This window comes from Cellulomonas sp. P22 (assembly GCF_044392165.1).
Genome location: NZ_JBISBW010000007.1, coordinates 322,923 through 335,937 on the forward strand (window position 1 = coordinate 322,923; position 13,015 = coordinate 335,937).

The 13,015-nt window shown below is 73.6% G+C and carries 10 protein-coding genes and 1 pseudogene; 6 read left to right on the plus strand and 5 right to left on the minus strand.

Features of this window, described 5'->3' with window-relative positions; genetic code table 11:
- Positions 1 to 20 precede the first annotated feature (20 nt).
- Together ACGIF2_RS10460 and ACGIF2_RS10465 are read left to right on the plus strand one after the other, a co-directional pair.
- Entirely contained in the window at positions 21 to 938 is a 918-nt protein-coding gene (locus tag ACGIF2_RS10460) for a hypothetical protein (protein ID WP_396046462.1), read from the plus strand.
- Positions 939 to 1,063: 125 nt separating this feature from the next.
- Positions 1,064 to 2,638, plus strand: a complete 1,575-nt coding sequence (locus ACGIF2_RS10465; protein WP_396046274.1) for an AbgT family transporter — start codon at positions 1,064 to 1,066, stop codon at positions 2,636 to 2,638.
- Positions 2,639 to 2,715: 77 nt separating this feature from the next.
- Here the strand turns inward: ACGIF2_RS10465 and ACGIF2_RS10470 are convergent, their stop codons facing one another.
- Positions 2,716 to 4,239 (minus strand): leucyl aminopeptidase, encoded by a 1,524-nt coding sequence (locus ACGIF2_RS10470; protein ID WP_396046276.1) that lies wholly within the window; start codon positions 4,237 to 4,239, stop codon positions 2,716 to 2,718.
- A 52-nt stretch (positions 4,240 to 4,291) separates the two neighbouring features.
- Entirely contained in the window at positions 4,292 to 6,106 is a 1,815-nt protein-coding gene (locus tag ACGIF2_RS10475) for an SLC13 family permease (protein ID WP_396046278.1), read from the minus strand.
- A gap of 247 nt (positions 6,107 to 6,353) precedes the next feature.
- Between ACGIF2_RS10475 and ACGIF2_RS10480 the strand changes: the two genes are divergently transcribed.
- From ACGIF2_RS10480 to ACGIF2_RS10490, 3 genes are all read left to right on the plus strand, one after another.
- Positions 6,354 to 6,635, plus strand: coding sequence for a metal-sensitive transcriptional regulator (locus ACGIF2_RS10480; protein ID WP_396046280.1), 282 nt, complete (start codon positions 6,354 to 6,356; stop codon positions 6,633 to 6,635).
- Between the two features lie 71 nt (positions 6,636 to 6,706).
- Positions 6,707 to 6,946, plus strand: a complete 240-nt coding sequence (locus ACGIF2_RS10485) for a heavy-metal-associated domain-containing protein (RefSeq protein WP_396046282.1) — start codon at positions 6,707 to 6,709, stop codon at positions 6,944 to 6,946.
- On the plus strand, positions 6,943 to 9,459 hold the full coding sequence (locus ACGIF2_RS10490) for a heavy metal translocating P-type ATPase (protein ID WP_396046284.1): 2,517 nt from the start codon (positions 6,943 to 6,945) through the stop codon (positions 9,457 to 9,459). The genes ACGIF2_RS10485 and ACGIF2_RS10490 overlap by 4 nt, the downstream gene beginning before the upstream one ends.
- A 61-nt stretch (positions 9,460 to 9,520) precedes the next feature.
- Here the strand turns inward: ACGIF2_RS10490 and ACGIF2_RS10495 are convergent, their stop codons facing one another.
- The 3 genes and pseudogenes from ACGIF2_RS10495 to ACGIF2_RS10505 all read right to left on the minus strand — a co-directional run.
- Entirely contained in the window at positions 9,521 to 9,997 is a 477-nt protein-coding gene (locus tag ACGIF2_RS10495) for a GNAT family N-acetyltransferase (RefSeq protein ID WP_396046286.1), read from the minus strand.
- A 33-nt stretch (positions 9,998 to 10,030) separates the two neighbouring features.
- Positions 10,031 to 10,813, minus strand: coding sequence for an ABC transporter permease (locus tag ACGIF2_RS10500; RefSeq protein WP_396046288.1), 783 nt, complete (start codon positions 10,811 to 10,813; stop codon positions 10,031 to 10,033).
- A gap of 233 nt (positions 10,814 to 11,046) precedes the next feature.
- Positions 11,047 to 11,958, minus strand: a pseudogene (locus ACGIF2_RS10505) (ABC transporter ATP-binding protein); the annotation flags it as partial.
- A gap of 230 nt (positions 11,959 to 12,188) precedes the next feature.
- Between ACGIF2_RS10505 and ACGIF2_RS10510 the strand changes: the two are divergent.
- Positions 12,189 to 12,983 carry a CPBP family intramembrane glutamic endopeptidase gene (locus tag ACGIF2_RS10510; RefSeq protein WP_396046290.1) on the plus strand — a complete coding sequence of 265 codons (795 nt, stop codon included), beginning with the start codon at positions 12,189 to 12,191 and terminating at the stop codon, positions 12,981 to 12,983.
- The last annotated feature ends 32 nt before the right edge of the window (positions 12,984 to 13,015 follow it).

Sequence of the window (13,015 nt, forward strand, 5' to 3'; positions counted from 1 at the left end):
GGAGCTGCGCTGTGCCGACCATGCAGAAGGTCGTGACCCCTGCGGTCTCGACCGCCGTCCTCGAGCACGGCTACGACCGGGTCGCCGGTTTCGTGGTGCGGGCGGCCGACGTCGCGTTCGCGACGACCCCTGCGCAGCTCTTCGTGGCGCACGGCCTCGGCTTCCCCGCGACGCCGTTCGGCCCCGACGCCCCGCACGTCGACGTGCTGCGCTTCCCCGCGGCCGCGCAGCTGCGCTTCGAGGACGCGGTCGGCGGCACCGACGAGGCGTCGCGTCGGCGCACCGGCGGATCGTTCGTCGACCGGCCACCCTTCACGGGTACCGGGTTCGTGGCGGTGCCGGACGAGGTCGTGCCGCTGTACTGGCTGGTGCACTCGCGCGTCCCCGCGGGCTCGGAGCTGGTCCGGGTGCACGCCGACGGGTCGTCGTCGGTGCTCGCCCGCTTCGCCGACGTGGGCCACGGCTGGGTGGTCGAGGATGCGGGGTCCGGACGCCCGGGCACGCCGCCGCTGTCGCGCTTCGTCGGGCCGATGGCGCTGTGGCACGACGAGTACGTCGCGGCCGACGTGCTGCCCGACGGCACGGTCGTGCTCGCGACCCCGCCTGGGCGGACCCCCGCGCTCGACGGCTTCGTGACGGTCGCCGGCGGTCGCGGGCGGCGTGAGGTCGCCCGCGCCGAGGTCGAGGAGCTGTTCGAGCTCGACGTCTCGGCCAGCTGGGGCCCGCTGCAGGTGCGCGTCGTCGACCAGTGGACCGACGCGGACGGCGAACCCCGGGCGCGGGTGGCGTACACGGGTCACGACGCTGACCTCGCGGAGCAGCTCGGGCTCGAGAAGCTCGACGCGGCTGTCTACGAGGCCACCGTCCCGATGGGCTCGCTGCGCGACGTGACCCCCGCGCGACTCGTCCCCGAGTCCTGGGGCACAGCCACCGTCTGAGCCAGGCGCTGCCCGGTGCGCACGACACGGGGCAAATCCGGTCATAGCGGGCCGATGCTCCGCCATACTCGGCCGAGGCGGACACGGCCGCCCGCACGACCCCCGGCGCTAGCTACGGAGTCGCCATGACCACTGCACAGACCGTCGAACGTCGGACCCTGCTCACGAGGGCGCTCGACACCATCGAGCGGGTGGGCAACAAGGTGCCGCACCCGGCGATCATCTTCCTCGGGCTCATCGGCCTGATCATCGTGCTCTCGGCGGTGTTCTCGCTGCTCGGCACCGAGGTCACGTTCGAGCAGGCCGTGCTCGGCCAGGACGACCTCGAGACCGTCACCGTCGCCGCGAAGAGCCTGCTCGACGCGGACGGCATCCGGTTCCTGTTCACCTCGACGGTGTCGAACTTCAACGGCTTCGGCGTGGTCGGCGTCGTGGTCGTCGCGATGATCGGCGTGGGCCTGGCCGAGGAGGCCGGGCTCATCTCGGCCTTCATCAAGCGGCTCGTGAAGGTCACCCCGGCGCGCTTCATCACGCTGATCGTCGTCTTCCTCGGCGTGATGTCCTCGATCGCGACCGACGCGGGCTACCTCGTGCTGATCCCGCTGGCCGGCGCCGTCTACGTGTCGCTGGGCCGGAACCCGCTCGCGGGCATCGCTGCCGCGTTCGCGGGCGTGGGCGGCGGGTTCGGGGTCAACCTGCTCATCACCCCGAGCGACGGGATGCTCGCCGAGATCACCAACGAGGCGATCGCCGACCCGACGCAGCACGTGTCGATCACCGGCAACATGTACTTCTCGATCGTCTCGACGATCGTCGTGACGATCGTGGCGACGCTGGTCTCGGAGAAGTTCGTCGAGCCGCGCCTAGGCCCGTGGAACCCCGCGGACGCGCCGGAGGACGAAGCCGCGACGGCGCCCGCGTCGAACGACCTCACTCCCGAGGAGCAGCGCGGCCTGCGGTGGGCCGGCTGGGGACTGCTGGGCGTGACCGCCTTCGTGCTGCTGCTCTCGCTGCCGCCGTGGGGCCCGCTGCGCAACCCGGAGACGGGCAGCCTGATCGAGGGCTCGCCTCTGATGGGCAGCATCATCTTCCTGATCCTGCTGTTCTTCTTCGTGATGGGCCTGGCCTACGGCAAGGGCGCGGGGACCATCAAGAACAGCGCCGACGTCATCAACCCCATGGTCAAGACCATCGCGGGCCTGGCCGGCCTCATCTTCCTGCTGCTGATCATCAGCCAGTTCATCGCGTACTTCAACTACTCGAACCTCGGCACGATCGCCGCGGTCAACATGGCGGACGCGCTCGAGCACGCGAACCTCGGCACGGTCCCGCTCATCCTCGGGCTGATCGCGATGACGGCCGTGATCGACATCTTCATCGGCGGCGTGGTGCCCAAGTGGGCGATCTTCGCGCCCATCTTCGTGCCGCTGTTCATCCAGCTCGGCATCTCGCCCAACCTGGCCGTCGCGGCCTACCGGGTGGGCGACTCGCCCGTCAACATCGTCACGCCGCTCATGCCGTACTTCGCGCTCATCGTGATCTTCGCCGAGCGGTACAAGCGCAAGATCGGCGTCGGATCGATCATCTCGCTGATGCTGCCGTACACGGTCGCGCTGCTCGTGGCGTGGACGGCGCTGCTGGTGGGCTGGTACCTGCTCGGGCTGCCGCTCGGGCCGGGCGGTGCGTCGATCTACCTCTAGGCACCCCACGACGAGAGGCCCCGGTCCGCCGCTCGCGGACCGGGGCCTCTCAGCTGACGGCGCTCAGCGGCGCGGGTTCAGGCGCCCGGCGTCTGGAAGTCCGCCGCGAGGTCGACGAGCAGCCGCGCCCCGAACCCGGTGGCCCCGGCGGTGCGCCACGCGTCGTCGTGCTCCGAGCGCATCGGACCGGCGATGTCGAGGTGAGCCCAGGGGGTGTCGCCGACCCACTCGGCGAGGAACAGGGCCGCGGTCACGGCACCCGCGAACGGCCCGCCCAGGTTCTTGATGTCGGCCACCTGCGAGTCGAGCTGCGAGCGGTAGCGACGGTCGAGGGGCAGCCGCCACACGCGCTCGTCGGTGCGGGCGGCGGCGAGCTCGACCTGGCGCTGCAGATCCTCGTTGTTGCCGATCAGCCCGGCGGTGAGCATGCCGAGCGCCTGGAGGCACGCGCCCGTGAGGGTCGCGACGTCCACCACGGCGTCGACACCGTCCTCGACCGCGAGGGCGAGGGCGTCCGACATGACCAGGCGCCCCTCGGCGTCGGTGTTGACGACCTCGATGGTGCGCCCCGACCGGGTGGTCAGGACGTCGCCCAGCATCGTCGCGGTGCCCGAGGGCATGTTGTCGGTGCAGGCCAGGTACGCGGTGACGCTCACGGCGACGTCGAGCTCGCGCAGCACCGACACGGCCGCGAGCACAGCGCCCGCCCCGGTCATGTCCATCTTCATCGCGGCGTGCATCGCGTCGGACGGCTTGAGGCTGATGCCGCCCGAGTCGTACGTGATGCCCTTGCCGACGAGGCCGAGGTGGGCGCGCGAGGTCCCCGGGCGGTACGCGAGCCGGACGAGGCGCGGCTCGTGCGCGCTGCCGGCGTTGACGCCGAGGATGCCGCCGCAGCCCATCTCCTCGAGGGCGGCCCGGTCGAAGACCTCGACGTCGAAGCCCTCCGTCTCGCCGAGCCGCACCGCGACGTCGGCGAGGGCGACGGCCGTGAGCAGGCCGCCCGGGGCGCTCGCAAGGTCCCGCGAGACGAGGGCCGCCCGGGCGAGCACCTTGCCGCGCCCGGCACCGCGCCGCACACCACCCAGGCGGTCCTCGGGCACCACGAGCACGATCCGTTCGAGCGGGACCCCGGCGCCCGGGGGCGTCTCGGAGCGCAGCGCGTCGTACCGGTAGCGGCCCAGCAGCACGCCCTCGACCACGGCGGCGCCGGCGTCCTCGGCGTCCACGGCGGGGGTGTCGGCGAGGGTCGTGGTGACGACCGCGTCGCGCGGGACCGCGCGGGCGTAGGCCGCTGCCGCGTCGCGCAGCACAGCGGCGTCGAGCTCCTTCGGGACGCCCGTGCCCACCGCGACGAGCGTGCCCTCGGCGCGGGGCAGCACGAGCGTCTGCCCGGTGCGCCCCGTGAAGCCCCAGCGGGCCAGCTGCTCGCGGTCTAGCCCGAGCACCGCGGGCACGTCCCCCTCGCTCGGCACCGGGACCCCGAGCGTGACGTCGGGCTCCAGACCCGCGGGCGCCACGACGTCGAGGGCGACGGCGCGCACCGCCGCGGCCGAGGGGACGAGATCGAGCGGGTCGCTGCTCGGGGTGTCGGTGCTCACGGTGGGTCTCCTGTCGGACGTCGGGGGCTGGGCGCTGCGGTCACGGCTGCGGTCAGGCGGGTACGAACGGCCACGCGGTGGGGATCACGAGCAGGGCGACGGCGAGCCACGCCAGCATCGTCACGAGCCCGATGCGCCAGTAGTCGCCGAAGCGGTAGCCCCCGGGGCCCATGACCATCATGTTGGCGGGGGTTGCGATGGGGGTCAGGAACGACGCGGCACCCGCGACGGCCACGAGCATGAGCACCGGCAGCGGCGAGATCCCGGTCTCGGCGGCAGCGGCCAGCGCGACGGGAACGACGATCAGCACGGTCGCCGTGTTGCTGATGACCTGCCCCAGCACCGCGGTGAGCCCGAAGAGCACGACCATGAGCAGGTAGGGGCTCGACGAGCCGACCACGTCGACGATGAGGTCGGCGATGAGGTCGGCCGCGCCGCTCACCTGGATGGCCGTCGAGAGCGGGATCAGGCCGCCGATGAGCACGACCGTCTGCCACGAGATCGCCCGGTAGGCCTGCTGCGCGTGCACCACCCGCAGCACGACCATCGCCGTCGCGGCGATCAGCCCCGCGACGGCCGGGGGCACGATGCCCGTGGCGAGCAGCGCGACCATGCCGACCAGCACGCCGATCGCGCGCATGGCGGGCGGTCCGAGCGGGCCGACCTGGCGTCGGACGGCGTCGGGGCAGTCGACCACGAGCACGTCACGGTCACCCGCGAGCCCCTGGACCGTGGTCCACGGGCCGTGCACGAGCAGTGCGTCGCCCTCGGTGAGCGTCGTGGGCCGGGGCCCGCGGTCTCTGCCGAGGTGCCGCACGGCCTGGATGAGCAGGCCGCCCTCGCGCACCATGCCCGGGAACACGACCTCGCCGACGAGCCGCGAGCGCGGCGGGATGACGATCTCGGCGACGCCCGTCTGGTGCGTGAGCAGCTCGACCTGGGCCCCGCGCAGGAACGGCGAGATCGTGACGTCCAGCCCGTGCACGCTCGCGAAGCCCGCGACCTGCTCGGGTGGCCCGGCCACGACGAGCGCGTCGTCCGGCGCGAGCGCCGCCTCGTCGCCCGGCTGGCCTCCCGCGCGCTGCACGCCGACGAGGCTGAGCCCGGGGTGGTCGGCCAGAGCGACCGTGGACCAGCGCTGCCCGACGAGCCCCGAGGCCGGGGCCACGACGAGCCGGTGGACGCCGTCGTCGAGCGAGTAGTGCTCGACGAGCGTGCTCACGTGTGCGCTGAAGTCGGGCGGCAGGGCGTCCGAGCTGCGGTGCGGCAGCAGCCGTCGGCCCGTGAGCAGCGCGACAGCGACCGTGACGAGCACGAGCGGCACGCCCACCACCGCGAACTCGAAGTACCCGAACCCCTGCGTCCCGAGGTCCAGGGCCGCCTCGGAGGCGATGACGTTGACGGGGCTGCCGCTGAGGGTGAGCAGCGCGCCCGCGCTCGCCGCGAACGCGAGCGGGATGAGCAGGCGCGAGGGGGGTTCGCCCGCCTTCCGTGAGGCGGCGACGACCACGGGAAGCAACGCGGCGACGGCACCGTTGGGAGTGATGAGGGCGCTGAGCACGGCGGCGAGCAGCATGACCGCTCCGAGCAGCAGCACCCGGTGGGCACCGGCCTTCTCGGTGAGCACCTGGCCGGCCCAACCGGTCACGCCGCTCGAGTCGAGCCCCTCGCTCACCACGAACAGCGTGGCGATGAAGATGACGACGGGTTCGCCGAACCCGCCGAGCGCGGTGCTGACGTCGAGCACCCCGGTCGCGGTGAGGCTCAGCGCGGTGAGGATCGCGACGACGCCCACGGGCAGCCGGTTCCAGATGAACAGTGCGACGGAGCCGGCCAGGATCACCAGGCTGATCGTCGCGTCGTCCATGCCGCCTCGTTCGCAGGGAAATCGGGTGCAGGGTGCCTGGTCATGATGCCGCCGGGCAGGGCCGGCTGTCAGGGGACACGCCGCCCCGATGTGGGCGGAACTGGGGTGGTCTGTGGTGGTGTGCGCACGCCGGTCACCACCCAGGTCCGTCGGGACCGAGGTCCTGGTCGGGAATACCCCCCAGGGGTACCGTGTTGCACGTGACGGACGGCACCCGGCCGCCCACCGCACCAGCCACGGAGGTCCCGTGCACGGCTACATCCAGGACAAGGACGACTACCTCAAGCGCCTGCGCCGCATCGAGGGGCAGGTCCGCGGCATCGCCCGCATGGTCGAGGACGAGACCTACTGCATCGACGTCCTCACCCAGATCGCGGCCGTGACGAAGGCCCTGCAGGCAGTGAGCATCGGCCTGGTCGAGGACCACCTCGGCCACTGCGTGGTCGACGCCGCACGCGAGTCCCCCGAGGCCGGCGCCGCGAAGGTCCGCGAGGCCAGCGAGGCCATCGCGCGCCTCGTGCGCAGCTGACCGACCACAGCCCCCGCCCCGCACCACCCCATCCCCGGCCGATGACGGCCGGCCCCTTGGAAGGAACCACCATGAGCCAGACCCTCACCTCCACGTTCGGCGTCGACGGCATGACCTGCGGCCACTGCGTCCAGGCCGTCACCACCGAGCTGACCGAGCTGCCCGGCGTCAAGGACGTCAGCATCGAGCTCGTCAAGGGCGGCACGTCGCAGGTCACGGTCGTCTCGGACGAGCCGCTGGCCGATGACGCGGTGCGGGGAGCCGTCGAGGAGGCCGGGTACGCGCTGACCCCCAAGGGGTCGCTGCTGTGAGCACCGGACCCCGCCCCGACGACCGGTCCGGGCACGTGGACGCCCCGCGGGCCCCGGTCGGCACCATCGACCTCGCCGTGACCGGGATGACGTGCGCGTCGTGCGTCGCGCGCGTCGAGAAGCGCCTCAACCAGGTGCCTGGCGTGAGCGCGACCGTGAACCTCGCGCTCGAGACCGCGCACGTCGAGCTCGCCGACCCGACCGACGAGGAGGCGCTGCTCGCGGCCGTCCGCAAGGCCGGCTACGACGCGCGCGTCACGGGTCGCCGCGGGTCGGCCGCGCCCACCCCCGCAGCCCCCGCGGCGCCGGGCGACCACCACGAGCACGGCGAGCACGAGGGCATGGACCCGGTCGAGCACGCCCTCTCGGGCCACTCGATGGCCCCCGGGCACGACATGGAGCCCGACGAGGACACGTCCGCCCCGACCGCCGACCGCGGCCACGACCTGCTCTCACGGCTGCGCGTCGCCGCCGTGCTCTCGGTCCCCGTGCTGCTGCTGTCGATGATCCCGGCCCTGCAGTTCACGGGCTGGCAGTGGGTCGTGGCCGTCCTCGCGCTGCCCGTCGCCACCTGGGCCGCGTGGCCGTTCCACCGCGCTGCCGCCCGCGCCGCCCGGCACGGCGCCTCGACGATGGACACCCTCGTGTCGATCGGCATCATCGCGGCGACCGGCTGGTCGCTGTGGGCGCTGCTGCTCGGCGGCGCGGGACGTCTCGGCATGACGATGTCGCCGAGCCTGTGGCCGGCAGCCTCGTCCGACCACATGGCCACGGCCCCCGAGCTGTACTTCGAGGTCGCGGCCGTGGTCACCACGTTCCTGCTGGCCGGTCGCTACGCGGAGCACCGTTCGCGGCGCCGGGCCGGTGACGCGCTGCGCGCCCTGCTCGACCTCGGCGCGAAGGACGTCGCGCTCGTCGTGACCGGGCCCGACGGGCGCCGCACCGAGCAGCGCGTGCCGATCGACCGGTTGGGCCACGGCGACGAGTTCGCCGTGCGACCCGGCGAGAAGATCGCGACCGACGGCATCGTCGTCTCCGGGTCGAGCGCCGTCGACACCTCGCTGCTCACGGGCGAGCCCGTGCCCGTCGACGTAGGCCCTGGCGACGAGGTCACCGGCGCGACCATGAACACGTCGGGCCACCTCGTCGTGCGCGCCACCCGCGTGGGCGAGGAGACCCAGCTCGCGCAGATCGGTCGGCTCGTGGCCGCCGCGCAGACCGGCAAGGCGCCCGTGCAGCGGCTCGCCGACCGGATCTCCGCGGTCTTCGTGCCCATCGTGCTGGTGCTGGCCGTCGTGACGCTCGTGGCCTGGCTCGTGAGCGGCGGTGGCGTGCAGGCGGCGTTCACCGCGGCCGTCGCGGTGCTCATCATCGCGTGCCCCTGCGCGCTCGGCCTCGCGACCCCCACGGCCCTGCTGGTCGGCACGGGACGCGGCGCCCAGCTGGGCATCCTCATCCGGGGCCCGCAGGTGCTCGAGCAGACCCGCGCGGTCGACACCATCGTGCTCGACAAGACCGGCACCGTCACCGAGGGCCGCATGTCGCTCGTCGACGTGCTGGTCCCCGACGGGGCCGGTGCCGAGGCACCGGACGAGGTGCTGCGTCTCGCGGGCGCCGTCGAGGCGCTCTCGGAGCACCCCATCGCCCGCGCCGTCGCCAACGCGGCGGACGAGGTCGCTGCTGCCCGCCGCGCCCGCGTCCCCGCCGGGGTCGGTGAGGACGGGGTCGTGATCGGCTCCGACCAGGTGCACGACTTCCGCAACGAGGCCGGCCACGGCGTCGTCGGCGTCGTGCGCGTCGCTCACGACGGCGTCGGGCTCGCCCGGCGTGTGCTCGTGGGGCGCCCGCGGTGGCTCGCCCAGGAGGACGTGCGCACCGACCACCTCGACGAGGCGTTCCGCGCGGCCGAGGCCGACGGGGCGACCGCCGTGATGGTCGCGTGGGACGGCGCCGCCCGCGGCGTGCTCGTGCTGCGCGACCCGGTCAAGGCCACGTCGGCGCAGGCCGTGCGCGAGCTGCGCGACCTGGGGCTGCGACCCGTGCTGCTCACGGGCGACAACCTGGGTGCGGCACGCGTCGCGGCCCGGGCGGTGGGCATCCCCGACGACGACGTGATCGCCGAGGTGCTGCCCGCCGAGAAGGCCGAGACGGTCCGCCGTCTGCAGGCCCTCGGGGCGCACGTGGCCATGGTGGGCGACGGCGTGAACGACGCCGCGGCGCTCGCCACGGCCGACCTGGGGCTCGCGATGGGCACCGGGACGGACGCCGCGATCGAGGCGGCCGACCTGACCCTGGTGCGCGGCGACCTGCGCTCCGCTCCCGAGGCCATCCGGCTCGCCCGCACGACCCTGCGCATCATCAAGCAGAACCTGTTCTGGGCCTTCGCCTACAACGTCGCGGCCATCCCGCTCGCGGCACTGGGTCTGCTGAACCCGATGATCGCCGGCGCGGCGATGGCCTTCTCCTCGGTCCTCGTCGTGTCCAACTCCCTGCGGCTGCGCCGCTTCCACTGACGCAGCCCGACCCCCGTCGCTCCACGAGCGGCGGGGGTCGCGCGCGTCTCCCGGCCCCGGCTCAGAGGTCGCGGGCGCGCCACACCACGTCGAGCGCCCGGTCGCCGGTGGGGTTCGGCTCGACCCGCTCGGTGGTGAATCCCTCGCGCTCGTAGAACGACCCGGCGCGCTCGTTCGCCGCGAAGTGCTCGACGCAGAGCCGAACGCTGCCCGAGGGCAGCTGTTGGATCAGAGCCTCGACGAGCCGAGGCCCCACCCCCCGGCCACGGCGCTGCGGGTCCACGTACAGCTTGTAGATCACCTGGTCGGCGCCGCTCAGGCCCCGTTGCCCGACACCCACGACCTGACCGTCGACCTCGGCGACCACGACCAGCCCTTCGGACACCGCCGCGTCGATCTGCACCTGGCTCCACCACGCGCGCACCTGCGCGTCGGCTGCTCGTGCGCCGATCAGTGGCGTGTAGTGCGGACGGATGTGCGCCTCACCGAACTGGCAGATCGCCGCGACGTCGGCTCGCTCGGCGCTCCGTACGAGCACGTCGGACCTCGACACCATGCACCCCCTGCGGGCTCAGCGGAAGCGGCGGCCCTCGTCGCGGCGGTAGGCCGTCACGGCCAGGACTGCGAAGACGACTCCCCAGGCCACAAGCACGGGCAGGGCCAGCGCGTAGGCCGGTGCGCCCGTGACGACCTCGACCACCAGGTCGCGGGCCGCACGGGTGGGCAGCACCCGCGAGGCGGTCTCGAGCCACGGAGGGAAGATCTCGGGCGGCATGAACAGCCCACCGGCGAACGCGAGCGGGAACAGCACAGCCTGGACCACCGCGATGGCCGACTTGGCGCTCAGCGAGTAGCCGATCGACAGGCCGAGCAGCAGGAACACGAGCGCGACGACGGGCACCATCGCCAGCCCGCCGATGAGCTGGCCCACGCTCACCCGGGCCGCGGTGAACAACGCCGCGATCACCACGAGCGGCACCAGCGCGAGGAAGCACCAGACGATCCCGTTGAGCACCCGCCCGGCCATGCGCGGCCCGGCGCCCGCGGGCAGGGTCCGCAGGAACGGGTCGAAGGGCAGCGCACGGTCCTCCGCGACACCGGCGCCGAACGAGAACATGCACGCCGAGATCACCGCGAACGTGCCGAGCTGGGCCACGGCCGCGGTCGACGCGACGGGGTCCTGCGCGATCGCCCGCTGCGGCACCACGAAGAAGAACATCGCGAGGGCGGGGAACATGAGGTTGCCGATCACGGCGACGGGCAGCCGCACGGTCTCGAGGAAGCTGTAGCGCGCGTGCAGCAGCGCCAGGCCCAGCCATCGGCCAGGTCCGGCCGGGAGCGTCTGCACCGTCATCGTGGTGCCTCCTCGGTGGGAGGGTCGTCGGGCGGGTCGCCGTCGTCGGTCGGGTCCTCGCGCCGCTCCCCCGCGCCCCGGCGATCACCGTCGACCCGGCGCTCAGACGCGACGTCGCGGTGCACGGAGTCGCGGTGCACGGAGACGCGGCGCTCGGTCACGCGCCGTTCGGCGCTGCGCCGTTCGGAGCGCCGTCGCTCGGCGGCGGCCCGCTCTGCGGCCTCGCGCTCGGCGGCGGCGGACGGCTCCTCGGCCCCTGCCGTGGTGCCCGTGAGCGCGAGGAACGCCTCCTCCAGCGAGGCGCCCCGCACCTCGAGCCCGCTGAACGGCACGTCGGTGCGCACGAGCTCGCGCACCACCTGGTCCGCGTCGGCGGCCAGCAGGGTCCAGCGCTCGCCGTCGCGCCGGACGCCGACCACGCCGGGCAGCGCGGCGAGCCGGGCGGCGTCGGCGTGCGGCACGGAGACCAGCACGCGGCGCACCGAGACGACGTCGAGCACGGCCTCGAGCGTGTCGTCGACGAGCACCCGGCCGGACCCGACCACGACCACGCGCCGGGCCAGGGCCTCGATCTCCTCGAGGTAGTGGCTCGTGAGCACGACCGTCGCGCCGTCGGCGTGGTAGTCGAGCAGCGCTCGCCACAGGATGTGCCGGGCCTCGACGTCCAGCCCGGTGGTGGGCTCGTCGAGCAGCACGAGCCGGGGCCGCCCGACGAGGGCGAGGGCCACAGCCAGGCGCCGCCGCTGGCCGCCGGACAGGCCGCCGGTCTGGCGACGCGTGACCTCCTCGAGCCCGAACCGGGCGAGCAGCTCGTCGCGCGGCATCGGGTCGGGGTAGTGCCGTCCGACGAAGTCGACCACCTCGCCGACCTTGAGCGAGGGCGGCAGGCCCGTCTCCTGGGGTGTGGTGCCGAGCCCGATCCGGGCGGCGGCGTCGCGCGGGTCGCGGCCGAACAGCCGCACGGTCCCGGCATCGGGGCGCCGGAGCCCGCTGACCAGGCTCAGCAGCGTCGTCTTGCCCGCGCCGTTGGGACCGAGCAGCCCCACGAGCTCGCCCTCGTGCACGGTGAGCGACACGTCGTCGAGGGCCAGGACGTCACCGAAACGGCGCGTCACCCCGTCGACCTGGATCACCGGTGCGGTCATCGAGCTCCTCCCAGCGGGTCGGTCAGGGTGCGGGTGTCACGCTCGAACGCTGCACAGCCCGCGTCCTCGACGCGTTTGCGCACGTGCGTGGAGAGGCTGCCTGCGATCATGCTCGATCCGACGCCGACCAGGAAGCCTCCACCGCCAGCGAGAGCCATGTGGAGCAGCCGACGGCGAGGCACGTGATCGACAGCCCCCACCGGCGCCCCGGGCCCGTCTACTCTCGGGGCGTGAGCACCCTGGGGACTGCGCCGGCACCCGGCGCGGGCGCGATCCGGCGCCGCCTGACGACCGAGATCTGGATCGTGCTGGGCCTCTCGCTCGGCAGGTCGGGCGTCTACGCGCTCGTCAACATCGCCGGGCGGCTCACCGCCGGCCCGCCGCTGTCCGACCAGTCCACGACGCTCAACCCCAGCCGCTCGCCGCGCCCCTACCTCGACCTCACCTACCAGCTGCTCAGCATCGGCTTCGCGCTGGTCCCCGTCGCGCTCGCGCTGTACCTGCTCTCGGCCAACGGTCGCAGCGCGGTGCGGCGCATCGGCCTCGACGTGACCCGGCCGTGGCGCGACCTCGGCATCGGCGCGGGCCTCGCGGCGCTGATCGGGATCCCGGGCCTCGCGCTGTACGCGGTGGGGCGGGCGATCGGCATCACCGTCGAGGTCCAGGCCTCGGCCCTCGACGCCGCGTGGTGGACGGTGCCCGTGCTCGTCCTCGCGGCGCTGCAGAACGCGCTGCTCGAGGAGGTCATCGCTGTCGGCTACCTGTCCGAGCGGCTGCGTGACCTGCGCTGGCACCCCGCAGCGATCGTGGCCGCGAGCGCCGTGCTGCGCGGCTCGTACCACCTGTACCAGGGCATCGGCCCGTTCTTCGGCAACGTCGTGATGGGCGTCGTCTTCGCCGAGTACTACCGCCGGAAGCGGCGCGTCATGCCGCTCGTGGTCGCGCACACGCTGCTCGACGTGGTCGCGTTCGTCGGCTACGCGCTGCTGCCCGCCGAGCTGCGCACGTCGCTCGGCCTGAGCTGACCCGAGTCGCGAGCGCCCAGCACCGCGCGCCG

Coding starts and splice junctions, on each gene's coding strand:
- ACGIF2_RS10460 (WP_396046462.1), top strand. CDS start 21: ATGCAGAAGGTCGTGACCCCTGCGGTCTCGACCGCCGTCCTCGAGCAC.
- ACGIF2_RS10465 (WP_396046274.1), top strand. CDS start 1,064: ATGACCACTGCACAGACCGTCGAACGTCGGACCCTGCTCACGAGGGCG.
- ACGIF2_RS10500 (WP_396046288.1), bottom strand. CDS start 10,813: ATGACGGTGCAGACGCTCCCGGCCGGACCTGGCCGATGGCTGGGCCTG.
- ACGIF2_RS10475 (WP_396046278.1), bottom strand. CDS start 6,106: ATGGACGACGCGACGATCAGCCTGGTGATCCTGGCCGGCTCCGTCGCA.
- ACGIF2_RS10485 (WP_396046282.1), top strand. CDS start 6,707: ATGAGCCAGACCCTCACCTCCACGTTCGGCGTCGACGGCATGACCTGC.